Annotated in this window: 26 protein-coding genes and 1 other RNA gene; 13 read left to right on the top strand and 14 right to left on the bottom strand. The window is 53.8% G+C overall.

Going from position 1 to position 25,580, the window contains the following annotated elements:
• Positions 1-1,278, bottom strand: a complete 1,278-nt coding sequence (gene purD, locus DU000_RS05465) for a phosphoribosylamine--glycine ligase (protein ID WP_114402355.1) — start codon at positions 1,276-1,278, stop codon at positions 1-3.
• A gap of 6 nt (positions 1,279-1,284) precedes the next feature.
• On the bottom strand, positions 1,285-2,010 hold the full coding sequence (locus tag DU000_RS05460) for a YebC/PmpR family DNA-binding transcriptional regulator (RefSeq protein WP_114402354.1): 726 nt from the start codon (positions 2,008-2,010) through the stop codon (positions 1,285-1,287).
• A gap of 98 nt (positions 2,011-2,108) precedes the next feature.
• Here DU000_RS05460 and DU000_RS05455 point away from each other — a divergent pair, with 98 nt between their 5' ends.
• Positions 2,109-3,617, top strand: a complete 1,509-nt coding sequence (locus DU000_RS05455) for a helicase HerA-like C-terminal domain-containing protein (protein WP_114402353.1) — start codon at positions 2,109-2,111, stop codon at positions 3,615-3,617.
• 117 nt (positions 3,618-3,734) lie between these two features.
• Entirely contained in the window at positions 3,735-4,211 is a 477-nt protein-coding gene (locus DU000_RS05450; RefSeq protein WP_114402352.1) for a cache domain-containing protein, read from the top strand.
• Here the strand turns inward: DU000_RS05450 and DU000_RS05445 are convergent.
• Together DU000_RS05445 and hemJ are read right to left on the bottom strand one after the other, a co-directional pair.
• Positions 4,208-5,563 carry a THUMP domain-containing class I SAM-dependent RNA methyltransferase gene (locus DU000_RS05445; RefSeq protein WP_114402351.1) on the bottom strand — a complete coding sequence of 452 codons (1,356 nt, stop codon included), beginning with the start codon at positions 5,561-5,563 and terminating at the stop codon, positions 4,208-4,210. The two genes, DU000_RS05450 and DU000_RS05445, sit on opposite strands and share 4 nt — an antisense overlap.
• 16 nt (positions 5,564-5,579) lie before the next feature.
• Positions 5,580-5,996 (bottom strand): protoporphyrinogen oxidase HemJ, encoded by a 417-nt coding sequence (gene hemJ, locus DU000_RS05440; RefSeq protein ID WP_114402350.1) that lies wholly within the window; start codon positions 5,994-5,996, stop codon positions 5,580-5,582.
• Positions 5,997-6,150: 154 nt separating this feature from the next.
• On the opposite strand from hemJ, the gene ffs reads away from it, so the two are divergent.
• From ffs to ubiA, 8 genes are all read left to right on the top strand, one after another.
• An RNA gene (gene ffs, locus DU000_RS05435) (signal recognition particle sRNA small type) lies at positions 6,151-6,248 on the top strand.
• Between the two features lie 20 nt (positions 6,249-6,268).
• Complete coding sequence (locus DU000_RS05430; protein ID WP_147266965.1) at positions 6,269-7,498, top strand: alpha/beta hydrolase; 1,230 nt, start codon at positions 6,269-6,271, stop codon at positions 7,496-7,498.
• A gap of 116 nt (positions 7,499-7,614) precedes the next feature.
• A complete protein-coding gene (gene dnaX / locus DU000_RS05425; protein ID WP_240001814.1) occupies positions 7,615-9,432 on the top strand; it encodes a DNA polymerase III subunit gamma/tau in 1,818 nt (605 codons plus the stop codon).
• A gap of 42 nt (positions 9,433-9,474) precedes the next feature.
• Entirely contained in the window at positions 9,475-9,804 is a 330-nt protein-coding gene (locus tag DU000_RS05420; RefSeq protein WP_114402348.1) for a YbaB/EbfC family nucleoid-associated protein, read from the top strand.
• Positions 9,805-9,825: 21 nt separating this feature from the next.
• Positions 9,826-10,446, top strand: coding sequence for a recombination mediator RecR (recR, locus tag DU000_RS05415; RefSeq protein WP_114402347.1), 621 nt, complete (start codon positions 9,826-9,828; stop codon positions 10,444-10,446).
• Positions 10,446-11,705: a CaiB/BaiF CoA transferase family protein gene (locus DU000_RS05410; RefSeq protein ID WP_114402346.1), complete on the top strand. Its 1,260-nt coding sequence runs from the start codon at positions 10,446-10,448 to the stop codon at positions 11,703-11,705. Before recR ends, DU000_RS05410 begins: the two co-directional genes overlap by 1 nt.
• A 19-nt stretch (positions 11,706-11,724) precedes the next feature.
• On the top strand, positions 11,725-12,267 hold the full coding sequence (locus DU000_RS05405; RefSeq protein WP_114402345.1) for a Dps family protein: 543 nt from the start codon (positions 11,725-11,727) through the stop codon (positions 12,265-12,267).
• Positions 12,268-12,352: 85 nt separating this feature from the next.
• The gene (gene ubiA, locus DU000_RS05400) at positions 12,353-13,201 is read left to right on the top strand and encodes a 4-hydroxybenzoate octaprenyltransferase (protein WP_114402344.1); all 849 of its coding nucleotides are present in this window, start codon (positions 12,353-12,355) and stop codon (positions 13,199-13,201) included.
• Positions 13,202-13,242: 41 nt separating this feature from the next.
• On the opposite strand, the gene DU000_RS05395 is transcribed toward ubiA, so the two are convergent.
• From DU000_RS05395 to DU000_RS05380, 4 genes are all read right to left on the bottom strand, one after another.
• Positions 13,243-14,673 carry a bifunctional serine/threonine-protein kinase/universal stress protein gene (locus DU000_RS05395; RefSeq protein ID WP_114402343.1) on the bottom strand — a complete coding sequence of 477 codons (1,431 nt, stop codon included), beginning with the start codon at positions 14,671-14,673 and terminating at the stop codon, positions 13,243-13,245.
• A 1-nt stretch (position 14,674) separates the two neighbouring features.
• A complete protein-coding gene (locus DU000_RS05390; RefSeq protein ID WP_114402342.1) occupies positions 14,675-15,415 on the bottom strand; it encodes a metallophosphoesterase family protein in 741 nt (246 codons plus the stop codon).
• Positions 15,416-15,534: 119 nt separating this feature from the next.
• Entirely contained in the window at positions 15,535-16,350 is an 816-nt protein-coding gene (gene proC, locus DU000_RS05385; RefSeq protein ID WP_114402341.1) for a pyrroline-5-carboxylate reductase, read from the bottom strand.
• Positions 16,347-17,099, bottom strand: coding sequence for a YggS family pyridoxal phosphate-dependent enzyme (locus tag DU000_RS05380; RefSeq protein WP_114402340.1), 753 nt, complete (start codon positions 17,097-17,099; stop codon positions 16,347-16,349). The genes proC and DU000_RS05380 overlap by 4 nt, the downstream gene beginning before the upstream one ends.
• 38 nt (positions 17,100-17,137) lie before the next feature.
• On the opposite strand from DU000_RS05380, the gene DU000_RS05375 reads away from it, so the two are divergent.
• Genes DU000_RS05375 through DU000_RS05365 form a run of 3 tightly spaced genes read left to right on the top strand, consistent with a single transcriptional unit; the run spans position 17,138 to position 19,854 of the window.
• Positions 17,138-18,181, top strand: coding sequence for a type IV pilus twitching motility protein PilT (locus DU000_RS05375; protein ID WP_114402339.1), 1,044 nt, complete (start codon positions 17,138-17,140; stop codon positions 18,179-18,181).
• Between the two features lie 45 nt (positions 18,182-18,226).
• Complete coding sequence (locus DU000_RS05370; RefSeq protein ID WP_114402338.1) at positions 18,227-19,363, top strand: PilT/PilU family type 4a pilus ATPase; 1,137 nt, start codon at positions 18,227-18,229, stop codon at positions 19,361-19,363.
• The gene (locus tag DU000_RS05365; RefSeq protein WP_114402337.1) at positions 19,363-19,854 is read left to right on the top strand and encodes a glutathione peroxidase; all 492 of its coding nucleotides are present in this window, start codon (positions 19,363-19,365) and stop codon (positions 19,852-19,854) included. The genes DU000_RS05370 and DU000_RS05365 overlap by 1 nt, the downstream gene beginning before the upstream one ends.
• A gap of 10 nt (positions 19,855-19,864) precedes the next feature.
• On the opposite strand, the gene DU000_RS05360 is transcribed toward DU000_RS05365, so the two are convergent.
• From DU000_RS05360 to moaA, 6 genes are all read right to left on the bottom strand, one after another.
• Positions 19,865-21,532: a methyl-accepting chemotaxis protein gene (locus DU000_RS05360; protein ID WP_114402336.1), complete on the bottom strand. Its 1,668-nt coding sequence runs from the start codon at positions 21,530-21,532 to the stop codon at positions 19,865-19,867.
• 123 nt (positions 21,533-21,655) lie between these two features.
• Positions 21,656-22,594 (bottom strand): dienelactone hydrolase family protein, encoded by a 939-nt coding sequence (locus tag DU000_RS05355; protein WP_158529642.1) that lies wholly within the window; start codon positions 22,592-22,594, stop codon positions 21,656-21,658.
• Positions 22,563-23,195, bottom strand: a complete 633-nt coding sequence (mobA, locus tag DU000_RS05350; RefSeq protein ID WP_114402334.1) for a molybdenum cofactor guanylyltransferase MobA — start codon at positions 23,193-23,195, stop codon at positions 22,563-22,565. The genes DU000_RS05355 and mobA overlap by 32 nt, the downstream gene beginning before the upstream one ends.
• Before the next feature lie 15 nt (positions 23,196-23,210).
• Complete coding sequence (locus DU000_RS05345) at positions 23,211-23,831, bottom strand: hypothetical protein (protein WP_240001813.1); 621 nt, start codon at positions 23,829-23,831, stop codon at positions 23,211-23,213.
• A gap of 18 nt (positions 23,832-23,849) precedes the next feature.
• Positions 23,850-24,281 carry a hypothetical protein gene (locus DU000_RS05340; RefSeq protein WP_114402333.1) on the bottom strand — a complete coding sequence of 144 codons (432 nt, stop codon included), beginning with the start codon at positions 24,279-24,281 and terminating at the stop codon, positions 23,850-23,852.
• 129 nt (positions 24,282-24,410) lie between these two features.
• Entirely contained in the window at positions 24,411-25,553 is a 1,143-nt protein-coding gene (gene moaA, locus DU000_RS05335) for a GTP 3',8-cyclase MoaA (RefSeq protein ID WP_114402332.1), read from the bottom strand.
• Positions 25,554-25,580: the final 27 nt, after the last annotated feature.

Below are 25,580 nucleotides of genomic sequence, written 5' to 3'. Positions count from 1 at the left end.
TTAGTTTCCGGCTTTGCGTTCGATGGCGCGGTAACCAATGTCGGTACGGTATTGCATGCCGTCGAATTGAATCGACGCTAAACCTTCATACGCTCGTTTTTGCGCGAGCTTGATGTTTTCACCCAAGGCCGTCACGCACAGTACCCGACCGCCACTGGTGACGGTGTTGCCGTTTTCATCCTGGGTTCCCGCATGAAAGACGATGCAGTCTTCTGTTTCAGCGGGTAGCCCAGTGATGACATCGCCTTTACGCGGGGTTTCTGGGTAATGATGCGCGGCCATCACCACGCCGAGGGCCGGGCGGCGATCCCAATCAATTTCGGCTTGATCGAGCGTGCCATTGACAGCGTGTTCCATGACGACGGTAAAGTCATTTTTAATCCGCGCCATAATCGGCTGGGTTTCGGGATCGCCCATGCGGCAATTGAATTCCAAGACCTTGATTTGCCCATGATCAATCATCAAGCCGGCATACAAGAAGCCTGTATAAGTAATGCCATCTTTGGCCATGCCTTCAATCGTTGGGCGAATCACATCCCGCATCACGGCATGATGAATTTCTGGCGTAACTACAGGGGCGGGGGAGTAAGCGCCCATGCCGCCGGTGTTGGGGCCCGCATCGCCATCGAGCAGGCGCTTGTGGTCTTGGCTACTGGCGAGGGCGAGGACGTTTTTACCATCACACAACACAATGAAACTGGCTTCTTCGCCCACTAGAAAATCTTCAATCACCACCCGCGCACCGGCATCGCCCATGCGGTTATCAAGCAGCATGGCATCAATCGCGCTATGCGCTTCGTCGAGGCTCATCGCAACCACCACGCCTTTGCCCGCCGCTAATCCATCGGCTTTGATAACGATAGGCGCGCCGCGTTTGGCAACGTAGTCATGTGCTGCTTGCGCATCGCTGAAGGTTTGATATTCGGCGGTAGGAATCCCATGCCGTTGCATAAAGGCTTTCGCAAAATCTTTTGAAGATTCGAGCTGGGCAGCAGCTTGGGTGGGGCCAAATATTTTTAAACCACGGGCGCGGAAAATATCCACAATACCGCCTGCCAAGGGGGCTTCAGGACCAACCACGGTATAGGCAATCTCTTCTTGTGCAGCGAAATCTGCTAAGGCATGCAGATCGGTTATCGCGACATTTTCTAGGCGCTCATCCAGCGCCGTGCCACCATTACCGGGCGCAACATAGACTTTAGAAATACGCTCTGATTGCGTTAAACGCCAAGCCAAGGCATGCTCACGCCCCCCGGCGCCAACCACTAAAATTTTCATGCTTGTTTACTCCGGCAAAATGGCGTTGTGATACACCTCTTGGGTGTCGTCGAGGTTTTCCAAGGTATCAAGAATCTTTTGCATTTTGACGGCATCGTCCCCGCTCAATTCAATCGTAGTTTGCGGTTTCATGGTGATTTCGGCCACTTCCGCTTTTAAACCGGCGGCTTCTAAGGCCACTTTGACTTGCGAAAAATCATTGACGGCACAGGTCACTTCAATTCCGCCTTCCTCGTCGGTTTGCACATCTTCGGCACCGGCTTCGAGCGCCGCTTCCATCACCGCGTCTTCGGAGGTGCCGGGCGCAAATAAAAACTGGCCGCAGTGCGTGAACTGGAAGGCTACCGAGCCTTCGGTCCCTAAATTGCCGCCGTGTTTAGAAAAAGCATGGCGAACCTCGGCCACAGTGCGTACACGGTTATCCGTCATGCAATCGACAATCACCGCTACGCCACCCAGGCCATAGCCTTCGTAGCGAATCTCTTCGTAGTTGGCGCCATCTTCGGCCCCGACACCACGTTGAATCGCCCGATTGACGGTGTCTTTGGGCATATTGCCATCAGCCGCTTTATCCATGGCCAAGCGCAGGCGCGGATTCATGTTGGGGTCGCCACCACCCAAGCGGGCGGCGACCGTAATTTCTTTAATGAGACGGGTAAACAACTTACCGCGTGACGCATCGGCGCGGGCTTTTTTATGCTTAATATTGGCCCATTTGCTGTGTCCGGCCATGAGTGACTCCCTGTCTTAAGGTATGCTTATTGGTTGTAATTTTATCATGGGGTATTCATCCCCATATAGCCAATCACTCGACCCGCCAGGAGTTCAACATGTCTTTTTCTGCCCTCGCTGTGGCACAAAGTGGCTCAACCCAACTCGGTTTATTACCAGCCTTAGCCAACCGTCACGGCTTAATTACTGGGGCGACTGGCACTGGTAAAACCGTCTCCCTGCAGCTGCTGGCACAGCGTTTCTCAGAGATTGGGGTGCCTGTTTTTATGGCTGATGTGAAAGGTGATCTAACCGGCATTGCCCAACCCGGTAACCTCACTCCCAAGATGCAGGATCGGATTCAACAATACGGCTTACCTACTCCAACCTTTGCAGGTTGCCCGGTCACCCTATGGGATGTATTCGGGCAACAGGGTCATCCTGTTAGGGCGACTATTTCTGATCTTGGCCCGCTCTTGTTGGCTCGCATGCTGAATTTGAACGATACCCAGGAAGGGGTGTTGCAACTGGTTTTCAAAATTGCCGACGATCAAGGCTTATTGCTACTGGACAGTAAAGATTTGCGGGCGATGCTCCAGCATGTTGGTGAGCACGCCAAAACTTTCCAGACTGAGTATGGGAATATTTCAGCCGCGTCGATTGGCGCGATTCAGCGCGGTTTACTGACACTAGAGCAGCAAGGGGCGAACCATTTCTTTGGTGAGCCAATGCTCAATATTCAAGATCTCTTGCAGACTGATAGCCAAGGCAAAGGTGTGGTGAATATTCTCGCGGCAGACAAACTCTTATTGTCGCCACGTCTATATTCCACTTTTTTATTGTGGCTGTTGTCAGAGCTGTTTGAGCACTTGCCAGAGGTCGGCGATGTGGAAAAACCCAAATGTGTTTTCTTCTTCGACGAAGCCCACTTGCTCTTTAATGAAGCACCTAAGGTCTTATTGGATAAGATCGAGCAGGTAGTCCGTCTGATTCGCTCTAAAGGTGTTGGTGTCTATTTCGTCACGCAAAACCCGCTGGATGTGCCGGATAGCGTCCTTGGGCAACTTGGCAATCGTATTCAACATGCCCTCCGCGCCTTTACGCCGCGTGATCAAAAAGCCGTGCAGAGTGCGGCACAAACCCTGCGAGCGAATCCTGCCTTGGATGTGGCGACCGCCATTACTGAATTGGCGGTTGGTGAAGCGCTAGTTTCTTTTTTAGATGAAAAGGGGCGGCCCAATATCGTTGAACGTGCCTGGATGTTACCCCCCGCCGGACGGCTCGGACCCGTGACCCCCCAAGAACGCCAACAGTTGTTAGCACAGTCTGTGGTAGCTGGGGTCTATGAGCACACCGAAGACCGTGAATCTGCCTATGAGCGATTGCAAGCGAGCCAGCAAACCGGGCCCGGCAGTGCGCCTGCCAACACTCGCGCTAACGCAGATCGCCCCAGCGTGAGTGAACGCACGCGTGACATGCTCGGTGAGCGCGCCTCTCCAACGCCGCGTGGTCGAGAGAGTGTGGTGGAAGCCCTCGCAAAAAGTGCGGCTCGGGCAATTGGCTCACAAGTTGGGCGAGAAATTATTCGAGGGGTGTTAGGCTCTATCCTCGGTGGTCGGCGACGTTAAACTGTGGGTTAACGATAAGTATTAGCACCATTAGCCATCTATTTGCGGCATCCATCTCGCCGTAGTTAGCAGCATAAGCGCTCGCGCTTATGCAAACTAACGATAAAGGAGATGATGATGAAGCGACTAGTCTGGATGATACTGGCCTGCCTGGCCCCCTTATTTGCGGTAAATGTTGCGCTGGCACAAGAGAAACCTGGCACCCGCGCGGAAGCCCAGAAGATGGTAGAGGACGCGATTGCCCACATTAAAGCGGTGGGCGTCGAGAAAGCCTTTGAGGATTTCACCAACAACCAAGCGCCTGGGAGTAAATGGAAAGACCGTGACCTCTATCTCTTTTGCTACAAAATGGAGGGGGTGAATGTCTGTCACGGTGCCAACAAAGCCCTTGTCGGTAAAAATTTGTGGGAGCTTAAAACAGCCGACGGCAAGCTGCTGATGCAAGAGTTTAATGCGTTGATCAAAGCCAAGGGCAGTGGTTGGGTGGATTACAAATGGCCCCACCCCCAAACCAAAGTGATTGAAGAGAAAACCGCCTACGTCGCCAAAATTCCTGGTTACGATGGTTATCTTGGTGCTGGCGTATATCGCTAAGCGGGTGTCATCCCAGGGTTCGCTGAATCCTGGGATGGCTTATGCCGAGCACTACCACTCACCATATCAAAACGAAAATAGCGGCACTCTAACGGCCCATTGAACAGTGGTAAACGCTGACTTTCCTTTAACCGTAACCGTTTCGGTAGCTGCATATCTGCACTGATGACATAAACAGACCAGCCTGCATAGTGGCGTTTGAGCTGGGTAGCCCAATGACTAAAGAGCGCATCGGTTTCTTCTGGCGCGGGATGAACAGAATCTCGGTTGGCCTGAACTTGCATGCGCTCACCATACGGTGGGTTACAAATAATCAAACCTTGTGGCGCTGGCGGCGCTTTCTCATCGGCACTACTCATCGCCACGGTGGGGAGCGGTAAATTCTCGGGTAATCCATACAAAATTGCGGCACGCTCAATATTGCGACGGGCCCGATAAACCATTTTCTGATCAATGTCACTGCCATGAATTTGGTTCAATGGTTGCAGCTGAATCTGCTGTCGTGCTTGTTGTTTCACTTGTTGCCACTGTTCAAGCGGACAGGGTCGTAGGCACTCAAAAGCAAAGCTACGGGCCAGGCCAGGAGCCACTTGCAATTGTTGCAGCATCGCTTCCACTAATAATGTGCCGCTGCCACAAAATGGGTCAAGCAAGGTTAATCCTGCCGCGGCGCGCTCTGGCCAATTCGCCAGTTGCAAAAGCCCCGCTGCCAAATTTTCGCGAATCGGTGCCTCCCCCTTTTCCAAGCGCCAGCCGCGCTTGAACAGTGCGTCGCCAGAGGTATCCAGATAAAGCGTGCAACTAATGTCATCAAGAAACACGTGAATGCGGATATCGGGATGCTGGGTGTTGATATCGGGGCGTTGGCCAGTGCGCTCACGGAAGTGATCGCACACCGCATCTTTGACGCGTAGCGTAACAAAATCAAGGCTTTGTAAATGGCTGACTGACGCTGGTTTAGTGCGTTTGCCAGCAGGGGGCGGTTGCTTAGTGCGGGTTCCCTCGGTTGGCGCAGCGCGACGTCCGGTTAAGGCTGTTAAGTCCACCTTAAAATCATTCGCCAAATCAAACCAATCCGTCCAGGGCTGGGCTAGCGCAATATCGTAAATATCCTGTTCGTTACGGTAGGATTTTTTATCCAACCGTAACAGAATCCGGCTCGCACAGCGGCTCCACAGATTGGCTTGCATGATCCCGGCCCAATCTGCCTGAAAGCTTACTCCGCCGGGCGCGGGGGTGACTTTTAAGACTTGGCCCAGACCCGCTAGCGGCAGAGTTTCCAGCTCCTGTACCAATAAACCCTCAAGGCCACGCGGGCAAGGGGCGAAACAAAAGAAAAGGGGTTGGGACATGGATTGTTGTCTACGCTTAGAAAGGTTTGATCACAACGAGAAGTACGATGCCGATTAGCAGGACCGAGGGCACTTCGTTAAACCAACGATAGTATTTTGCACTGTGCTGGTTCAGATTACGGGCGAATTGTTTTACGTGGCGCATGCACAAATGATGGTAAATCAAGAGCAAGAACACCAGGGTTAACTTGCCATGCATCCAGTCACTGCCCTTACCAATGCCATAGCCGAGAAGGAGCCATAACCCAAACACCAGGGTTAAGCTGCCGCCCAGATGGGTCATGACCATCAAGCGTCGCTCCATGATTTTGAAACGTGCATCACTGAGCGCATCCTGAGTGTCTGCATGGTAGACAAATAAACGGGGTAAATAAAACAGCCCAGCGAACCATGTCACCATAAAAATAATATGCAATGCTTTAACCCACAACATAGCGCACCCCCATAAGCAAAGCGGCATTCTAACAGCCCGCTATCGCGCACGGGTCGATTGGGTGCCGAATCCTGCCTGCTGTCGCACAGCCATCACGCAAATATTGAACTGGGGGTGTTTGGTATTGCCTGTGTCTGACTGCTACAATACACGTGGCGGGCCTCCCCGCATTGCAATGTCGTGAACCTGGTCAGGGCGGGAACGCAGCAGCCACAGCGAAGCTAGCAAGTGCCGGGGTTCTGGCTCGCCACCTTCTTTCGATTGACCTTTCCTTGACTGTGCGCCCAATTTCACCCCTGCTCGCTCTCTTGTCCATGCCGGCCATGATGACGGGGTTGCTTTCCTTTTTATTGGTGTTGTTATCATTAGTGTGGGGTAGTCCGGGCACTGCCGCAGAATTATCGACAGCGGATGTTGCCCCACAAGGTTGGCTGATTTCCGCTGCTGACGGCGCTAACCAAGCCCTATTACCGCTTTATATGAGCGCCAATGGGGAAGCCTTACGTCTGCTACCGACACTGACCCCTGCCTTATCGCAAACAGCGGGTGTACCATCATCGCGGGCGCCGTTGACGATCAAGCATGTCATGCTGCTGGTGCATGGTACACAGCGTAATGCAAAAGACTATTTTGCGACGTTATCGCGCGCTGCTCAGGCAGAACAGGCGGCGCAACCAGCCCAGCCTATTCTGGCAGAGACCTTACTCCTCGCCCCCCAGTTCCTTACCCCAAGCGATGCCCCGACGCCTGCGACAGCCGGCCATGCGGAAACAACTCTGGCTTACTTGCGATGGAGCGCTGAGGGATGGAAAAGTGGCGAGGCCAGTATTGCTCCAGCGGGCAGCAGTTGGAGCAGTTTTGCCGCAGTGGATACCCTGTTACGGATCTTAGCCCAACACGAGCTGTTACCGAACTTACAAACGATCACGATTGCAGGGCACTCTGCGGGCGCTCAGTTTGTGCAACGCTATGCAGCCTTTACCCCTCTGCCAGAGATGCTGAGCAAACAAGGGATACAGCTGCGCTTTGTGGTGGCCAACCCTTCTTCCTATTTATATTTCTCACCCGCTGCCGCTGGGCCTGCGGGGGCAGCGCCACGTTGCCCCGATAGTCAAGATTACAAATATGGTCTGGCACATTTGCCCCCCGCCTTGGTGGCGTTGTTACCCTCGGCATGGCAGGGCATGGATTCTATACAGCTAGGCCCCTTGCTGGCAGCACGTTATCGCAGCCGTCAGATTGTCACTTTGCTCGGTGAGCGCGATAACAATCCTCGCCATCGTGTGCTAGATCAGCACTGCGCGGCGCAACTGCAGGGGCCTCATCGCCTGGCCCGTGGTTTGGCCTACCAGCAATATTTAACTAGCGCTTGGCCGTTGCCCGCTGACACGCAAGCTGCGCGTCAGCCCTTTTATGTGATCCCTAACGCCGCGCACGATCATGCCCAAATTTTCCTCAGCACCTGTGGCCGCCGCGTCTTGTGGGGGCAGGCTTGTGAATAAATTGTGCCCTGACTGACCTCGATTTTGGCGTTATGCGTCGAGCGAGCACATCGAGTGAAATCGCTCATGAACTGGGTGATAATGTGCCATCTGAATAATCTCCTCATTCCCTCTGCATGTCTGATTCTTCTGACTTCGTTTCTTCAGAAATGCCTGCGCCAGCGGTCGACACCGCGACGATCGGCTTGTTTGCTGACGCCTCGCCCGTGACAACGCAAGCCTATCAAGTCCTGGCGCGTAAATGGCGGCCGCGTGATTTTTCCACGCTCGTGGGCCAGGAGCATGTCGTTCGCGCTTTAAGTCATGCGTTGGAGCAACAGCGCTTACATCACGCCTATCTTTTTACCGGAACGCGGGGCGTTGGCAAAACGACGCTGGCCCGCATTTTGGCCAAAGCCTTGAATTGTGAAACCGGTATTACCGCGCACCCATGTGGCCAGTGTCAAACTTGCCGTGAAATTGATGGTGGGCGGTTTGTTGACCTATTAGAAGTTGATGCAGCGACCAATACCCGCGTCGATGAAATGCGGCAGTTATTGGAAAATGCGGTCTATGCCCCTACTGCAGGGCGCTATAAAGTGTATGTGATCGACGAAGTTCACATGCTGTCAAATGCGGCTTTTAATGCCATGTTAAAGACCTTGGAAGAGCCACCGCCGCACATTAAATTCATTCTCGCGACGACGGATCCACAAAAAATTCCAGTCACGGTGCTATCACGTTGTTTGCAGTTCAATCTCAAATCAATGCTGCCGACGGCGATTGTGAGCCATTTACAAACAATTTTGGCGCAGGAGCAGATTCAGGCAGAGCGCGAGGCGCTCAAGTTACTCAGCCATGCAGCCAATGGCAGTATGCGTGATGCCCTGTCTTTACTGGATCAAGCGATTGCCTACAGTGCAGGCGTGGTAACCACAGACGCTGTGCAGGGCATGCTGGGCGCGATTGATCAAACCTATTTACACCGTTTGCTGGCTGCTTTGGCAGCGGCTGACGGCGTGGCGTTGATGGCGATTGCGGATGAAATGACCTTGCGCAGTCTTTCGTATCGCCAAGCGCTGGGTGATCTGGCAACGCTCTTGCAGCGAATCGCACTGGCACAAACCATTCCACAAGCGATCCCGGAAGAGTGGGCCGATGCGCCGACGATTGCCGCTTTTGCAACGCAATTTAGCGCCGAAGACATCCAGCTCTACTACCAGATAGTGCTGCATGGTCGCAACGATCTCAGTCTTGCACCGGATGAGTTGACTGGTTTCAGTATGACCTTGTTGCGCTTGCTCGCCTTTAAACCTAGCGCAGTTGGCAACTTGCCTGCAGCCGATATTGCTACGACTCCCTTACCTAAAAAGGTAGCTAGCCCAACAGTGCCACCGCACGCTATTTCTGCCTCGGCAGGGCAGGTATCCCAGCCTGCCGCTGGCCCGCAGCATACACGCGCCAGCGCCAGTCTTTCGGCACAGTCTGTGAGCACAGAGATGCCCGTTGCGAGTGCAACCGTCGCGCTGCCGGTTGTGGCGCCGCCCGCGCCGGCCAGTGCGCCACTCTTACCCGGCCAAGCCGATAGTATTGATTGGCCGACGTTGGTGTTACAACTCAATGTGACTGGCCTCGCCAAACAATTGGCAACGCAAAGCGAATTACTGAGTGTGCAGGGGAGCCAGTATGTGATTCGCACCGCAGCCAAACCGCTGTCGCAGGGGTCGCCTGTTGAAAAATTGCGGCAGGCGCTGAGTGAGTATTATCAACAGCCGATCCGTTTGCAAGTGGAGGTTGGTGAGGTGCAAAGCCAAACCGCACAGCATCGTGATGAAACAGCGCGCAGCGAGCGCCAGCAGGCGGCAGAGCAGGCGATTCAGCAGGACCCTCTAGTACAAGGGCTGTTGGCAGAGTTTGATGCCACGATTGTCCCTAACTCAATTCGTCCCGTTTGATCGAGTCAACACGCGTAATAATTTCTCCCAGAAAGGAAAACCATGTTTAATAAAGGTCAATTAGCCGGTTTAATGAAACAAGCCCAGCAAATGCAAGACAACCTGAAGAAAGCACAGGAAGGCTTGGCACTGATTGAGGTAGAAGGGCAGGCGGGCGCTGGGATGGTCAAAATCACCATGACCTGTGCCAAAGAAGTCCGTCGCGTCAGTCTTGATCCCAGTTTATTGGCAGATGATAAAGACATGCTCGAAGATTTGATTGCCGCTGCCTTCAATGATGCGTTGCGGCGCGCCCAGGAAACCGAAAAAGAAAAAATGGCGGGAATTACCGCTGGTATGCCACTGCCCCCCGGCATGAAATTTCCTTTCTAAGTAGGCCAGTCATCGTTTGCCATGACGGCTCGTAGCGTCAATACCCAAAACGATATCCCCACGCTTGACTCGCTGGTCGATGCGTTACGGGCGCTTCCGGGAGTTGGGCCGAAATCGGCCCAGCGCATGGCATTTCATCTCATGCAATACAACCGCGGTGGTGCTGAGCGATTGGGTCATGCCCTGTTGCAAGCGACGGCAACGATTCAGCATTGTGAACACTGCCATACCTTTACCGAAGAAACCATTTGTGCGACTTGTCGCAGCCCGCTGCGCGATCCAGCTCAGTTGTGTGTGGTGGAGACGCCTGCCGACCAGCTCATGATTGAGCAAAGTGGGACATACAGTGGTTTATATTTTGTCTTGATGGGGCGCTTGAGCCCCTTGGATGGGATTGGACCGAAAGAAATTGGTCTCGATAAGTTGATTCAACGGGCGACCAATGGTGATGTCGAAGAAGTGATTTTGGCCACTAACTTTACCCACGAAGGCGATGCTACCGCGCACTATATTGGCCAGATTTTGCGGGCGCGGGGTTTGCGCGTAAGCCGTATTGCGCGTGGCGTACCGGCGGGCGGTGAGCTCGAATATACCGACGCGGGCACCATTGCGCATGCCTTGCTGGATCGACGGGAGGTGTAATGGCCGAGACGATTACCCCCGCACAATCTCAGCCGCCTGCTGGCCCCCTGGCGGGCTTAAAAGTATTGGAATTGGGAACCCTGATCGCGGGCCCCTTTGCCGCGCGTCTGCTTGCCGAGTTTGGCGCTGAGGTGATCAAAATCGAAAGCCCAGCTAATGCCGAGGGACAGGGGGGTGACCCCCTGCGGACCTGGCGCCATTTGCATAATGGCACCTCCTTGTGGTGGGCCGTGCAGGCGCGCAATAAACACTCTCTCGCGCTTAATCTGAAACACCCTGAGGGACAGCGGATCGCCCTGGCGTTGGTTGAGGAAGCCGATATCGTGATCGAAAACTTTCGGCCCGGCACTATAGAGAAACTGGGGCTGGGGGAAGCCGAGCTACGCGCCCGCAATCCGGGGCTGATTCTTGTCAGAATATCGGGTTTTGGGCAGACCGGCCCTTATCAAGATCGCCCTGGGTTTGGTGCGATTGGTGAATCGATGGGCGGCTTGCGCTATGTCACCGGTTACCCTGATCGTCCCCCGGTTCGAGTTGGGGTGTCGATTGGGGATTCCATCAGCTCTTTACACGCGGTAATGGGGGCCTTAATGGCGTTGCATCATCGCGATAAAACGCGCAGCCCCGCCAACCCCAAAGGCGAGGGGCAGGTAGTTGATGTCGCGCTCTATGAATCGGTGTTCAATATGATGGAAAGTCTGGTTCCTGAGTATGCCGTGCATGGCGCGATTCGCGAACGGACCGGGGCTTCCTTGCCCGGGATTGTGCCTTCAAATACCTATGCCTGTGCCGATGGCCAAAGTATTGTTATCGGCGGGAATGGCGATGCCATTTTTAAACGCCTGATGCTGGTGATCGGGCGACCAGATTTAGCTGGAGACCCGGCCTTGCAGACGAATGATGGTCGTGTCTTGCAAACAGAACAGATTGACACAGCGATTGCCACGTGGTGCGCGCAACAAGATCGCGCTAGTGCCCTTACTGCCTTGCAAGCCGCCGAGGTTCCCGCTAGCCAAATATATAGTGTTGCCGATATGTTTCAAGACCCCCAGTTTGCCGCGCGCCAGATGCTTGAATCACACCAGCTCGCCGATGGGACCCCCATCACTTTGCCTGGCATCACGCCCAAACTCTCGCAAACCCCGGGGGCGACACGTTGGCTCGGCCCCAATCTGGGGGAACACACGACCGCCGTTTTAACCCGCTTGGGGTACACCCCAGCGCAGATCGAACACTTGCGCGAGCAAGGCGTCATTTAATCAATCAAGGAGAAAGCCCATGGCTAAAGTAAGCGCAAAAAGCAGTAAAGCGGCGACCAAAAGTAAACCTAAGACGACCGCTGTGAGTGCTAGCGACGCGATTCAGATTGGTATCAGTGCGGCTGACCGTGAACAGATTGCCGATGGTTTGGCCCATCTCTTGGCAGACACCTATACCCTTTACCTGAAAACACATAACTTTCATTGGAACGTCACCGGGCCGATGTTTAACACCCTGCATCTGATGTTTGAACAGCAATATACTGAGCTGGCGCTGGCGGTTGATGCGATTGCCGAGCGGATTCGCGCGTTAGGTTTTCCAGCGCCCGGTAGCTATGCGGCATTTGCGCAATTAACCCAAATTCCCGAAGCGCAAGGCGTACCCAGTGCCGAAGAAATGATTCGACAACTGGTCGCTGGCCAAGAAGCTGTCGTGCGCACCGCCCGGGCTATTTTCCCAGCCGTTGATCAAGCGAGTGATGAACCGACTGCTGATCTGCTCACCCAGCGTATGCAGATTCATGAAAAAAATGCCTGGATGTTACGTAGTTTGTTGGCGTAAGGCTTCAACCCTCAGGCCGAGAGCTTGCCGGCATGGATGGCAGTAGGTTCTCGGCCGATTTTTCAGATTGACCCGCACCCAACCTATGGCCCATTTCCGAGATTATTGTGCGCTGATCCGGCTCGATAAGCCGATTGGCATTTTGCTATTGCTGTGGCCAACCTTATGGGGCTTATGGTTTGCCGCAGCGGGTTGGCCGCCAGTGATGATCTTGGCGATTTTTATCTTGGGCACAATCTTGATGCGCTCTGCAGGGTGTGCGGTGAATGATGTTGCTGATCGTCATTTCGATCGCTATGTACAACGTACCCAGCAGCGGCCTGTCACGACCGGACGGATTTCAGTGCGGCAGGCGCTGATGCTGGCGCTGAGCCTCAGTCTCTGTGCATTTTTATTAATTTTGCCCCTTGCCCCGATGGTTTGGGGCTTGGCGGTGATCGCCTTATTTTTGGCGGCCAGTTACCCTTTTACCAAACGTTTTTTTGCCTTACCGCAAGGATATTTGGGGATTGCCTTCGGCTTTGGTATTCCCATGGCGTATGCCGCTGTACAGCAGCAACTGCCCGTGGATGCTTGGTGGCTCATGTTGGCTAATGTGTTTTGGGCGCTAGCGTATGACACCGAGTATGCAATGGTAGACCGGGCTGATGATTTGAAGTTAGGTATTAAAACGGCCGCGATTACCTTTGGTCGGTATGACGTGTTAGCGATTATGGGCTGCTATGCGGCGGCTTTAGGGTTGCTGGCATGGGTGGGGCTGCGTCATGGGCGTGGTTCATTTTTCTATGCCGGTTTGGCCGTCAGCGCCGCCTTATCGCTCTATCACTATACGCTGATTCGTCAGCGCGAGCCGAGCCAGTGTTTCCGGGCGTTTCGCCACAATAATTGGTGGGGTGCCGCGATTTGGATCGGGTTGGCATTAGATTACGCGTAGTACAAGATTGCTGTGTGATGTATCGCTGTGTGAGGGTCTGCTCAGGTCGGATTTTTCACTACGGTGACCGTGCAGCTCGCTTCAGCAACCACCTGGGCTGACACACTGCCCAAATGCCGACGTAAAGCATGGTTCCCGCGGGCGCCAAGCACAATGTGATCAACTTGATTGTTGTTCGCATAGTCAAGAATCACCCTGGCAGGGTCACTGCCTTCAAGCACATGAAACGTCATTTGTTCAGCAGGAATGGCGCATTCTCTTGCCCAATGTTTGAGTTCTACCAACCGTTTGACATGCCGATTATTGCCCTCGGCATCGGTGCCTAATTCCAGCCCAAGACGCTGGGTTTTTAAGACACTCACACAGGCCAGGCGGGCGTGCGGCGCGGCACTGAAAACGCGATTGACGGCAAGGCGTAAGGCGATGGCGAGCTCTCGCCACTCTTGGGATAGATCAACCGCAACCAGAATAATCGGTGCTGCGCTGAGGTGAGTGCTGGCGCCGGGCGCTTGGCCGTCTGGCGCCTGGGGTGGTTCTAGTTGATCAAATAACCGCTGCCAGCGCCCTTGCCAGCGGCGTTGGTTCACTTGCCACCAGTTATCTCGGTGCTGTTTATGAGCTAGCGCCGTGAGTGTGACTTGCTCAGGATTTTGCAAGGCCAGGGCAAGCTGGGCTGCACTGCCATAGCGCTGCGCGGGGTTAACGGCCAAGCAGCGTAAAAGAATTTCTTGCAACCACGGTGGGCAGTGAGGGTTGTGCTGGCGCGGGGGAATCGGGTCACGCCAGAGTCGTTGCTTGAGGCCATGAATCCGGGTGGGAAAACCAAAGGGCCGTTGCCCGGTGAGCAAATGGTAGAGCAGTACCCCCAGTGCAAATTGGTCACTGCGTGGGTCATGGCGAATGCCGAGTACCTGTTCGGGGGCAATGTAGGGGCCCGTGCCCATCGGCAAGCGAAACTCTTCGGCGAGTAAATCAGGTAGGTGATCATGCCGCGCTAACCCATAATCAACCAAAACGGCAGTCCCGTCGGCACGAAACAAGATATTGCTTGGTTTGATATCGAGGTGGACAACATGCTGTAAATGCAGGGCATGCAGGGCGTGGGCGACCCGGATACCGATTTGTACAACCTCGGCTGGATCAAGCGGCGCCTGCTCAAAACGCTGCCGCAGTGACTCGCCCTGGATCCGTTCCATCACGATGTAGGGTTGTGTATCAAAATCGCCTGCGGCGATATAGCGCGGCACATGGGGCCCATGCAGTGTGGGCAAAATCATTTGTTCGACTTCAAAGCTCACAATCGCAGTCGGGTCGCTCGGGTCAGCCAGATACGGCACTTTCATGATCAAGTCGCCAGCCACGGGCGTTATCCGACAGTCGGTAACCCGCCAGAGCGTCGCCATGCCACCGCGATGGCATTTTTCTTCAACACGAAAGCCGTCAATCATCATCCCGGGTTGGAGTTTTTGCATCTCAGTCTCCGCGGCTCAGTCTGTCAGCCAGGAAGGCGGGTAAGCCAGCGGCGAGAATTTTTTGCGCTGCAGTGGCATGGTCATAGGCGACTCGGTGGGTAGTTAAGACCATCTCGAGGGGGTCGTAAAGGGCATAGCAAGCAGCGGGGTTACCATCTCGGGGTTGTCCAACTGCACCAGGAATACACAGCCAACGGCGGCGGTTACTCAGGCGAATGCTGGTCCCTGCGACAGGCTGAAAAGCAGCGACTTGGCCATTAATCGCTGCATGATAGAGCATGGGTTGATGCATATGACCGCAAAAAGTCAGCGCGCAACGTGTTGCACGGAGACTGCGGCCCGCTTCCATGCAGCCATCGATGTACCCCCAGCCACTAGGCTGCCAGGCATTGGCATGTACAAACAATATATCGTCTTCTTCGTGCGTTAAGGGCAACGCTTGCAGAAAAGCAGTCTGTTCTGGGGTGAGTTGGGCTTTGGTCCATTCCACCACTTTGGCGGCATTCGGATGCATGTTGTCGCGAGTAGCTTGAAAGACTGCCTGATCATGATTACCCATCACCAGAATTGCCCCCTGCGCAGCGAACGCCTGCAAGGTATCAATGACCCAGCTTGGATCTGCACCATAGCCAACGAAATCGCCCAGGAACGCGTAGCGTTCGGCCCCGTGGCGTTTGGCATGGGCTAAACAGGCTTCCAGCGCTTCGCGGTTGGCATGAATGTCGGTCAATATGGCGAGCATGCGGGCTTTCTTAAGTGAACGACCGAATAGCAACAGACTAGGCTGACAGGAACATGACAGCGCGTGTTAGTAACCCCCGTCTCCGGGCGTTGAGGTTGTGTTCGTTAGACGCATTGTAATTAGGGTGTCGCGCCCCCCAGTTCATCACCTAATTCCATCGCCCGTAAGCGCGCTGCTTCCAGGGCGCTTTGAATCTGGTTGTTCACCTGTTGTGCTGCGAGGACTTCAAGGGCCGCCGCCGTGGTGCCCCCTTTCGAGGTTACTCTTTCGCGTAGGGTACTCACTGGATCGCTGGCTTGGGCGGCCAGTTGTGCCGCCCCCACAAACGTGCCCATGACGAGCGTCTGTGCCTGATCTGCACTCAGGCCCATTTGTTGTCCGGCGGCAAGCATACTTTCCATAAAATAAAATACGTAGGCGGGGCCACTACCCGACAGGGCCGTTACCGCATCAAGCTGGCTTTCTTGCTCAAGCCAGACTGTTTGGCCGACCGCTTGCATAATTTGAGTGGCGCTGGCGCGGTCAGCCGTGTTTACGGCCGGTAAGGCAGCCATGCCGGTGACGCCTAGACCAATCAAGGCTGGTGTATTGGGCATGGTTCGCACGATGCGCGGGTGCCCGCCTAGCCAGCGGCTCAGATCGGTAGCGCGAATGCCCGCTGCAATGCTGATAATGAGTGCTTGCTGGACATAGGGCTGTAATGCCTGTGCTACAGCCGGTAAGCTCTGTGGCTTGACTGCGAGGACCACGACATCCAAGGCTTGCAGATTGTGGTCAAGGGTGGCCTGAGTCTGTACACCATATTGCTCAGCCAGTTTTGCTCGCGCCTCGGCATTGATTTCAACCACCCAGATTTGCGTGGGATCGATTTGTTTGACCAAACCGCCAATCAAGGCGTTCGCCATATTGCCACCACCGATAAAGCCAATTTTCATGTTGTTTCCTTGACAGAGGGAGGTGCTGCACGTGGGCCAAAAATGGCGCTGCCGATTCTAACTTGGGTCGAGCCAGCCAAAATCGCGGCTTCTAAGTCTTCAGACATGCCCAGCGAAAGGGTATCCAGAGAGGGGTATTGGGCGGCGAGGTCGTCAAACAAGCGTCGCATTGCCTGATGAGGCGCGTCTTGTGCTTGCCCGTTTGGCGCTGGGGCTGGAATCGCCATTAATCCCCGTAAACGCAACCTCGGCAGGGCCTGAATCTGTGCTGCTGCGGCTGCAACCTCGTCTGGGGCGAAGCCACTTTTGGTAGCTTCGGCGGAGATGTTGACTTGCAGCAATATATTCAGAGGGGGGGACTCAATCGGGCGTTGTGCGCTCAATCGTTCAGCGATTTTGAGTCGATCAATACTTTCAACCCAGTCAAAGTGCGTGGCAATTTGCCGTGTTTTGTTGCTTTGGATAGGGCCAATGAAGTGCCAGGATAACTGGGCGGCAAGCGTAGGATTTTGCTGTTTTATCTGCTGGATTTTTTCTACGCCTTCTTGTACGTAATTTTCACCAAAGGCCAGTTGCCCGTATGCCGCAACCCGCAGAATGGCGTTCACAGGCATGGTTTTACTCACTGCTAGCAGCTGGACCGGGTGTACCCAGTGGGGATGTTGGGCCGTCCGCTCGGCCTGTGCGTGCCGGATACGCGCAACAACTGCTGCAATTCGGGCTTGATCGTTATTGAGTTCGGCAGACATAATGAGGTATCACAGACCACGCTAGGTAGGGATTATAAATGGATGTCGCTGAATTACTGGCTTTTGCCGTCAAAAACAAAGCTTCGGATTTGCATCTCTCCTCGGGGTTGCCGCCGATGATTCGGGTTCATGGCGATGTGCGACGGATTAATCTGCCGCCTTTGGCCCACAAAGATGTCCATGCCATGGTCTATGACATCATGAACGACGGCCAGCGCAAATTTTATGAAGAGCACCTTGAGGTTGACTTTTCTTTCGAGATTCAAGGCTTATCGCGTTTCCGGGTCAATGCGTTTGTACAAAATCGCGGTTCTGGCGCGGTGTTCCGTATGATTCCTTCCAAAGTATTGACATTGGAAGAATTGAACGCTCCCAAAATTTTTGCGGATATTGCACTCAATCCACGCGGTATTGTGCTCGTGACGGGGCCAACCGGGTCAGGTAAATCGACCACCCTTGCCGCGATGGTGAATTATGTGAATGAAACGGAGTATGGCCACATTCTGACGGTCGAAGACCCGATTGAATTTGTGCATGAATCAAAAAAATGTCTGATTAACCAACGGGAAGTCGGTCCCCATACCAAATCGTTTGCTAATGCATTGAAATCCGCTTTGCGTGAAGACCCAGATGTCATTCTGGTCGGTGAAATGCGTGATTTGGAAACCATTCGACTGGCCCTGACTGCGGCGGAAACGGGTCACTTGGTGTTTGGTACCCTGCATACCAGCTCGGCAGCCAAGACCATTGACCGGGTCGTTGATGTCTTCCCTGCTGCGGAAAAAGAGATGGTTCGTTCGATGCTTTCTGAATCCTTGCGTGCGGTCATTTCACAAAGCCTGCTCAAAAATAAAACCGGCGATGGGCGCGTTGCGGCGCATGAAATTATGATTGGTACGCCAGCAATCCGAAATTTGATTCGAGAAAACAAGATCGCACAAATGTATTCCGCGATTCAAACCGGACAGCAATTTGGCATGCAAACCTTGGATCAATGTCTGCAGGATTTGGTGCGCCGTAATGTCGTCTCCCTGCAGGAAGCGAAGTTGCGGGCGCAGAATAAAGACACCTTCAGCGTGTAAGGTATGCCAAAATTGATGAGTGTTAATCAGCAAGGGTAGACGGCAATGGAAAGAGAACAGGCCTCGAAGTTTATGCATGATCTGCTGCGCTTGATGGTTAACAAGCGCGGCTCAGATTTATTTATCACCGCTGATTTTCCGCCTTCTTTCAAGATTGACGGCAAGCTGACACCGGTGTCAAACCAACCGCTTAGCGCCCAACACACTGCTGAACTTGCTCGTGCGATTATGAATGACAAGCAGGCGGCGGAGTTTGAAGAGCATAAAGAGTGTAATTTCGCCATCAGCCCAGCCGGCCTAGGTCGGTTTCGGGTGAATACGTTCATTCAGCAGGGGCGTGTGGGGATGGTCCTGAGGGTGATCACCACGACGATTCCAAAAATGGAAGACTTGAAATTGCCGGAAGTGCTCAAAGACGTGGTGATGACCAAGCGCGGGCTGGTGATTATGGTGGGGGCAACGGGTTCGGGTAAATCCACCACCCTAGCAGCGATGATCGGCTATCGCAATGAACATTCTTATGGGCATATTATTACTATCGAAGACCCGGTCGAATATGTTCACCCGCACCGTAACTGTATTGTGACTCAGCGCGAAGTGGGGGTCGATACTGAGAGCTGGGAGGCCGCCCTGAAAAATACGCTAAGGCAAGCCCCAGACGTGATTTTGATCGGAGAAATCCGCGATCGTGAAACCATGGAGCATGCGATTGCGTTCGCTGAGACAGGGCACCTTTGCATGGCCACCTTGCATGCCAATAATTCGAACCAGGCACTGGATCGGATTATCAACTTTTTCCCGGAAGAACGCCGCCAACAGCTGTTGATGGACATGTCCTTGAACATGCGTGCGATGATTTCGCAGCGTCTGATCCCAATGCGCGAAGGCAAAGGGCGCTGCGCGGCGGTAGAAATCATGCTCAATTCGCCTTTGGTCTCGGATTTGGTGTTTAAGGGGGCGGTGCATGAAATCAAAGAGATTATGAAGAAATCTCGAGAGTTGGGCATGCAAACCTTTGATCAGGCGCTATTTGACTTATATGAGAGCGGCTTGATCTCTTATGAAGATGCCCTGCGCAATGCGGATTCTGTCAATGACTTACGGTTGACGATCAAACTCCATAGCAAAGGCGCGCAAGATCGGGATATCGCCAATAATTCAGATCACTTGGCGATTGTGTAATGACCCAAACGGTCTTTGAATTTTCACTGCAGACCTTACAGGGGGACCCTTTTCCGCTGGCAAATTATCACGGACAGGTGCTCTTAATTGTTAACACGGCTAGCGCTTGCGGTTTCACCCCGCAGTACGAGGGCTTACAAGCATTGCATGAGCGTTATGAGGCTGCCGGTTTGCGGGTTATCGGCGTGCCTTGTAACCAATTTGGTGGGCAGGAGCCAGGCGATGCGGCAAGCATCCAGACTTTTTGCAGCACGCGTTATCACGTTACTTTTCCGCTCTTGCAAAAAGTAGCGGTCAACGGCCCGCAGGCTGAACCGCTCTTTACATGGCTAAAACAGCAAGCACCAGGTCTGCTAGGAAGCCAAGCTATTAAGTGGAATTTCACCAAGTTCTTGGTCAATCGTCAGGGCGAGCGCGTTATGCGCTTTGCCCCACAAACTTCACCCGCTGAGTTAGCCAATACGATTGAAGAATGGTTAACTGCTCGCTGAGTGTCGCCACTTAGACCTTGAACATGTCAGCATTGACGCGCTGTTGTTCAGCAATATTTTTAAGTTGCTGTGCGGCTTGCGCGACGGCGGCGACCGCTGAACTGTTTTCTTCGGTCATTTGCGCAATTCGCTCGACGCGCTGTGCAACCTGCTGATTGGCACTACTTTGTTCCCGCAAGGCATTTGAAATTTCCCGTGCTGCGCCAATCACACGGTCGCTGGTAGATTCGATCTGGACAATCGCATTGCTGACCTCACGGTTCATGGTGAGACCACTGTTGGCCCGCAGGCTACCTTGATTGATCGAATCAATAGCATTGTGGGTTTCATGCTGAATGGTTTCAATCATTTGCGTAATCGCATGGGTCGATTCAGTTGTGCGTTCAGCTAATTTTCGGACCTCATCCGCGACAATCGAAAAGCCGCGCCCTTGCTCGCCGGCACGGGCTGCTTCAATCGCCGCATTCAAGGCGAGCAGGTTAGTTTGGTCAGCAATTTCTTTGATGACCTTGACTACACTGGAGATTTTTTCGGATTCGCGGCCTAAATCCGTCACCACGGTGGTTGAGCGATCGGTAACCGCCACAATGCCCTGCATTTCTTGCATCGCCTGACCGACCAAACGGGTACCCGATTGCGAGAGTTCGCCCGCTTCTTCTGCAACGCGCTGGGCTTGGTGAGCTTCAGCAGCGACATGATCAATGCTGACGGACATTTCTTCGATAGCGGCAGCCATCGACGCGGCTGCATCAGCTTGTTCCTGAGAACTGCGAACGACTTGTTCTGCCGCTGCAGATAAATTCAGGGCAGCGTCAGAAACATCATGCGCTGTCGTTCGCATGCTGGTGATCAAGGTTTTGAGTTTGTCACGCATGCTGATCACCGCAGCGAGGAGGCTGCCACTGGGAATATCGCGATGGACCTGGAGAGTCAGATCCCCGTTTGCAATGCGCTCTGTGTAGCTAATCACTTCCTGTAATTCACCGCCAAGGCTAACCAGTAGGCTGCGCGCAATCCAGAGTGCGAGCACGATTGCCACTGCAATGACGATTAAGGCCAGAATCGTGGTCAAGGTTTTTACCTGGCTAAACTGAGTGGCAATCGTTTTCTCCATCTCCGCCACTTGTTCGTCTGCTGATTTAGTTAGCACTTCGAATAGTTTATTCAGATTTTGCGCGGTTTCTTTGTCCATGCCACGAACATTTTTATCAACGTTATTGCCAGGGTGCGTGTCTAAATTTCCAAAATTTTCCAAGGTCAAGGCTGTCATGTAGTTTTTGACCATTTCTGCGTGATGTTTTTTGATGGTTTCAATCTCATTGGCGATGGCGGGGTATTGCGCATCAGTGGCCGTTTTTATGACGCTGTCTAGATAGCCCAGCATCTCCTTCCCGTATTTTTCAAACCCCGCTTGATGGGTCTGCATGGCTTCTGTCTCATGACCACGCAGAAGGATATTTTTCCACTCTTGGACCTGAGTTTTGAAGGCAATCTGCGCCCGTGAGACTTCACGCCGCATTTGAATCACGGTGCTGGTTTTTTGTTGTGATTCTGCAATCAGCCGGTCGGTTGCATGGATTTGCCAGAGACTCAAGATGCTGATCAGGGTGATACCCAGTCCACAAACGGCGGTGATACACAATAATCTGGCGCGAATGCTAAGTGCGGAGAGCGACATGAATTTCCCTTTACTGTTTCCGTTTAAGCCTTAAACCAAGCAGAGTGCTTGTGAACATAAGAATTATCGGCGCAAAAGAAAAAACCCTGAGTCTCTTACCAAGGGCTGCGAAATAGCGGCGCTTTACTGAGCGGAAAATGAAGGTTTGGGCGAGAGTGGTCGCTGCCAGATCTGTTCGAGGAAGCTGAAAATAGCGTCGTAGGCCGCTTGACGGGCAAGTGGATTACCCCCAACGGTGGCTTGCCCACTCCGGGTATTGGCAACTTGGCTGCGAACCCTGAGCGGGGCAGTGCCATCAAAACCATGATAACTGTCGGCATAGCTCGTGTAGTCAAAGCGCATCTCCGGCTGTCGTTCCCGCAGCTTTTGATGCAGTGCGGCGCAGGGTGCTGGGGCGGTCCAATCGTCTAGCGCGCCAGTCAGCATCAACAAAGGATGGCTGATCCGGTAATGTGGATCAGCTAACTCTTGCCGACAGCCGGGGTATAAGGCAATGGCGCCCTGTAGGTTGGCTAGGACCTCGACACCATTGGGGTCTTGCTTTGCTAGGGCGTCACTAAGTAAGGTCAGTACCGTTTGCCCTCCGTGAGAGCGGCCAAGAACCGCAAATTGCGTCCCAACACCGGGTTGCTGCTTGAGCCAAACTAAGGCATCGATGACATCTTGTCGTCGATCGCGCTCGTTAATCGGGCGGAAGTCGCGCGCCAATTCACAGATCGACTTGATCCCTCGACCACTAAAGCTATCCAATACCAAGAGATGAATCCCAGCCTGATTAAACAGGGTGGCATCACTGAGTCGATCTGGTGTCAGGCGTCCTTGTTTCGACAGGGTGCCACTGCAGCCATGTAACATAATCAGCGTAGGCTGCGTTGTGCTAGTAGGTGCCGGAAACCAGTATGCCTGCAGGCCAGGGCGTTGACTGGGCAAAGACACCGGACTGGGTTGTGCGATGGCTGCTAGGCTGAGGCTGCTGGTTAATAAGAGTAGGGCCGTTTTCCAGTTGCAGAGTCGGCTCATACCAAAACGGCTAATCCCGTTTTTCCATGAAAGGGCGTTCATAGTCTGTCCATTCATTCAGATTAAGGAAAGGTGTCTGACTCGCAATGACAACCCCTTTGCCATTACAGGCAGACCATGCCAGATGAAGTCTACGTTCACCACCTTGATAGATCCTGACAAGCTCAGGATAAAGCTGTTTGTGGACAAGGGCAGCCGCATATTGTGACCGGTCATCCATAATGGCATAAGCCAGCGCCGTATTTTGTTGTAGGGCACCGTGCCAGAGTTGTGTAAGCAAATCAGGTGGTAAAGTGGGGGCATCTACGGGAAGACTGCATAACCATGGTGTTTGACAATATGCCAAGGCTGACAGAATACCAGCCAGTGGGCCCGCATAGTGCTGCGGCTGCGCAGGAGTGGGCGAGCGACCGCTGGCGAGCCAAGAGAGATCGGGTATCACCGGATAACCCAGCGCACTGTAGCGATTCAGATGCCGATTGGCGCTAACGATTATCTGCGCGACTTGAGGCTGTACATGCTCGATAGCGTGTTGGATAAGTGGTTTGCCCGCATATTCTTGCAGTCCTTTATCAATCCCACCAAGGCGGCGCGCTGCGCCGCCAGCGAGAATGACTGCGGTGATTGAATCAGGTGGAGCCAAATCGGAGTGCTGGAATTATTTGGGGGCCACTGCGCCCGGGGGTGGGGGTGGCGGTGAGCCACTTGGCGGCGGGGGAAGGGCTGCCGGACTTGGAGTAGGTGCAGCAGGTGTTGCGACAGGGGGATTGCTATTGCCGCTAGCCGGCTGCTGAGTAACGAGCCGCCCTGCCACAGGCACTTGGTGTCCTTTCGCGTACATGCACTGGATAAATGCATTGTCGTAGCGACGTTGCATGGTTTGGCTGGACTGACTGCCCGATTCGCCGCCAACGGCGGAGCCTAATAGCAGGCCGGCTCCTGCGCCTACTGCCGCTGCCTGACTATTGCCGCCAATCGCGGCACCTGCCAGTGCGCCTACTGCGGTACCCACTGCAGCCGTGGCCGCGCCAGCACGAAACCCAGTTTCAGTCGGGCCTTGCTGTGTTTCGGTTTGGGCAAAGAGGCGGCATTCTTGATTGTCGGCACGAAACTGTTCAAAGGTCTTCTGTTGGCCTGGCATCACATTCACATTGGGACCTGTTGGGGTCACGGCGCAGGCTGCCAACATCAGGGCCGAGGCAGAAAGCAAAAGGCGGCCGCCTACCTGGCTTGGTATCAATGGCGAACCATCGGCTTGAAGAACTCTGGGTGCGAACATGAGCATACATGACCTCATTTATGGTGAGACATTGGGGGGCATAGCAGCGACCGGTTGCCAGGGACCAGTACATTGTTGGACGTAGGGATAGTAAGCTTGCGATTCACGGCAAAAGTACCAGTATTGCTGCGTGGCGACTGGTGGTGCAGTGCGTTCTACCGGGCGCTGCACATAGACTGTCGGCTCAGGTGGGACGATAACGGTCGTGGTCACGGGGGGGGTGTAGTAAATCGGTGCGTAGTAGCTTGGGCCCCAGTAATAGGGCTGATAGTAGGGCCGATAACCGTAACCCCCATAGTAGGCAGGGTGGCCAGCGTTAATGCCAACATAGAAACCGACTCGGCCATGCGCGTGGCTGCTGTTCGGTAACACGAGGCCAAGGCAGCACAGCGTTGCCGCGATGACTACGCTGAGTTTGCGGGCAAGACGAGAGATCGTACAAGAGGACATTCCTAGTCTCCAAACCTGGATCATGTATTCATGATAATCAAGCATTCACTGGCTGACCAGTAATACTCTGTAAACATCTGTGTCATCAACGATTGCCGCGCGCCGATGGTTTACATCATGTGGTGATCTTCAGCCCCCGATGTATGACATCTCAATTTTATGGGCCGTAGAGTGTGGTGTGGCTTGCTGTGCGCGAATGGCCATTCTCTGTGCCGAATAGGCGTCGGTCCGCGCGTGCCAAATTGCTGCCAGCACGTTAGTCAATCGCTCACCGGGCGTCGTGTCATGCTGGTTGGTTGCGCGTAGTATGGGGCGTAAATCATGGCCAGTCGTGGCGAAAAGGCAGGTGTACAGTTTGCCATCTGTGGCGAGGCGCGCCCGTGAACAATGCTGACAGAATGCTTGGGTAACGCTGGCAATCAGTCCCAGCTCACCACTTAGATAAGGCGCCTGACGTTGCTGATAGTGCCAACGTTGCGCGACTTCGCCTTCATAGTTTGGGGCCAATGGCGTCAGGAGGTAGTCGTCGCTCAAGTGCCGACATATTTCAGCGCTCGGGACCACTTGGGTCAACGCCCACTGATTGGCATTACCAACATCCATGAACTCAATAATGCGTAAGAGGTAGCCTTCCCCGGCGCAGAAGGCCAGTAGTGGCTTTAACTGATCGAGATTGACATCGCGTTGCACCACCATATTGATCTTAATGCGCTCGAAACCTGCTTTGCGTGCTGCTTCTAGGCCTTCAAATACGGTTGCAAGACCAATCTCACGGTCATTCATCCGCCGAAAAACAGCCTCATCAAGGGCATCCAAGCTAACAGTCAGGCGTTGTAAGCCAGCGTCTTTGAGTGTTTGGGCTTTTTTGGCAAGCAGGCTCCCGTTCGTGGTTAGCGCCAAGTCAATCGGTTTTCCATCAGGTGTTCGCAATTGCGCAAGCTGTGCGACCAGGGTTTCTATCTTACGGCGTAACAAAGGCTCACCGCCTGTCAGACGGAGTTTTTCAACCCCTAACCCAATCGCCGCCTGGGCGACTTGCACAATTTCCTCAAAGCTGAGGATATCTTGCTGTGGCAGATAACGGTAGGTGTGATCAAACACCGCTTTGGGCATGCAGTAGGGACAACGGAAATTACAGCGATCAGTGACCGAGATTCGTAAATCACGCAGAGGGCGTTGGTAGCGGTCGCTGAGCGGTAAACTCGAAGCGCTGACCGGTGTCTGAGGTAGTACTTGTGGCTCTGCGTGGATAGGAATGATGCGTTGTCTCATGCACATAAGCATAGCAGCTTGCACGAC

Source organism: Parvibium lacunae (assembly GCF_003335215.1).
In the GTDB taxonomy this organism is placed as follows: Bacteria; Pseudomonadota; Gammaproteobacteria; order Burkholderiales; family Burkholderiaceae_D; genus Parvibium; species Parvibium lacunae.
This window is presented reverse-complemented; position numbering and strand designations above follow the sequence as displayed.

Bases quoted from the DNA above. Each gene is read 5' to 3' on its own strand.
- DU000_RS05340 (WP_114402333.1), bottom strand. From the start codon at position 24,281: ATGTCCTCTTGTACGATCTCTCGTCTTGCCCGCAAACTCAGCGTAGTC.
- ubiA (WP_114402344.1), top strand. From the start codon at position 12,353: ATGGCCCATTTCCGAGATTATTGTGCGCTGATCCGGCTCGATAAGCCG.
- hemJ (WP_114402350.1), bottom strand. From the start codon at position 5,996: ATGTTGTGGGTTAAAGCATTGCATATTATTTTTATGGTGACATGGTTC.
- DU000_RS05460 (WP_114402354.1), bottom strand. From the start codon at position 2,010: ATGGCCGGACACAGCAAATGGGCCAATATTAAGCATAAAAAAGCCCGC.
- proC (WP_114402341.1), bottom strand. From the start codon at position 16,350: ATGAAAATTGGCTTTATCGGTGGTGGCAATATGGCGAACGCCTTGATT.
- DU000_RS05450 (WP_114402352.1), top strand. From the start codon at position 3,735: ATGAAGCGACTAGTCTGGATGATACTGGCCTGCCTGGCCCCCTTATTT.
- DU000_RS05365 (WP_114402337.1), top strand. From the start codon at position 19,363: ATGACCCAAACGGTCTTTGAATTTTCACTGCAGACCTTACAGGGGGAC.
- DU000_RS05355 (WP_158529642.1), bottom strand. From the start codon at position 22,594: ATGAACGCCCTTTCATGGAAAAACGGGATTAGCCGTTTTGGTATGAGC.
- moaA (WP_114402332.1), bottom strand. From the start codon at position 25,553: ATGAGACAACGCATCATTCCTATCCACGCAGAGCCACAAGTACTACCT.
- purD (WP_114402355.1), bottom strand. From the start codon at position 1,278: ATGAAAATTTTAGTGGTTGGCGCCGGGGGGCGTGAGCATGCCTTGGCT.
- DU000_RS05370 (WP_114402338.1), top strand. From the start codon at position 18,227: ATGGAAAGAGAACAGGCCTCGAAGTTTATGCATGATCTGCTGCGCTTG.
- DU000_RS05345 (WP_240001813.1), bottom strand. From the start codon at position 23,831: ATGTTCGCACCCAGAGTTCTTCAAGCCGATGGTTCGCCATTGATACCA.
- DU000_RS05455 (WP_114402353.1), top strand. From the start codon at position 2,109: ATGTCTTTTTCTGCCCTCGCTGTGGCACAAAGTGGCTCAACCCAACTC.
- DU000_RS05375 (WP_114402339.1), top strand. From the start codon at position 17,138: ATGGATGTCGCTGAATTACTGGCTTTTGCCGTCAAAAACAAAGCTTCG.
- DU000_RS05360 (WP_114402336.1), bottom strand. From the start codon at position 21,532: ATGTCGCTCTCCGCACTTAGCATTCGCGCCAGATTATTGTGTATCACC.
- DU000_RS05445 (WP_114402351.1), bottom strand. From the start codon at position 5,563: ATGTCCCAACCCCTTTTCTTTTGTTTCGCCCCTTGCCCGCGTGGCCTT.
- DU000_RS05420 (WP_114402348.1), top strand. From the start codon at position 9,475: ATGTTTAATAAAGGTCAATTAGCCGGTTTAATGAAACAAGCCCAGCAA.
- DU000_RS05405 (WP_114402345.1), top strand. From the start codon at position 11,725: ATGGCTAAAGTAAGCGCAAAAAGCAGTAAAGCGGCGACCAAAAGTAAA.
- DU000_RS05390 (WP_114402342.1), bottom strand. From the start codon at position 15,415: ATGCTCGCCATATTGACCGACATTCATGCCAACCGCGAAGCGCTGGAA.
- DU000_RS05395 (WP_114402343.1), bottom strand. From the start codon at position 14,673: ATGCAAAAACTCCAACCCGGGATGATGATTGACGGCTTTCGTGTTGAA.
- DU000_RS05410 (WP_114402346.1), top strand. From the start codon at position 10,446: ATGGCCGAGACGATTACCCCCGCACAATCTCAGCCGCCTGCTGGCCCC.
- dnaX (WP_240001814.1), top strand. From the start codon at position 7,615: ATGTCTGATTCTTCTGACTTCGTTTCTTCAGAAATGCCTGCGCCAGCG.
- DU000_RS05380 (WP_114402340.1), bottom strand. From the start codon at position 17,099: ATGTCTGCCGAACTCAATAACGATCAAGCCCGAATTGCAGCAGTTGTT.
- recR (WP_114402347.1), top strand. From the start codon at position 9,826: ATGACGGCTCGTAGCGTCAATACCCAAAACGATATCCCCACGCTTGAC.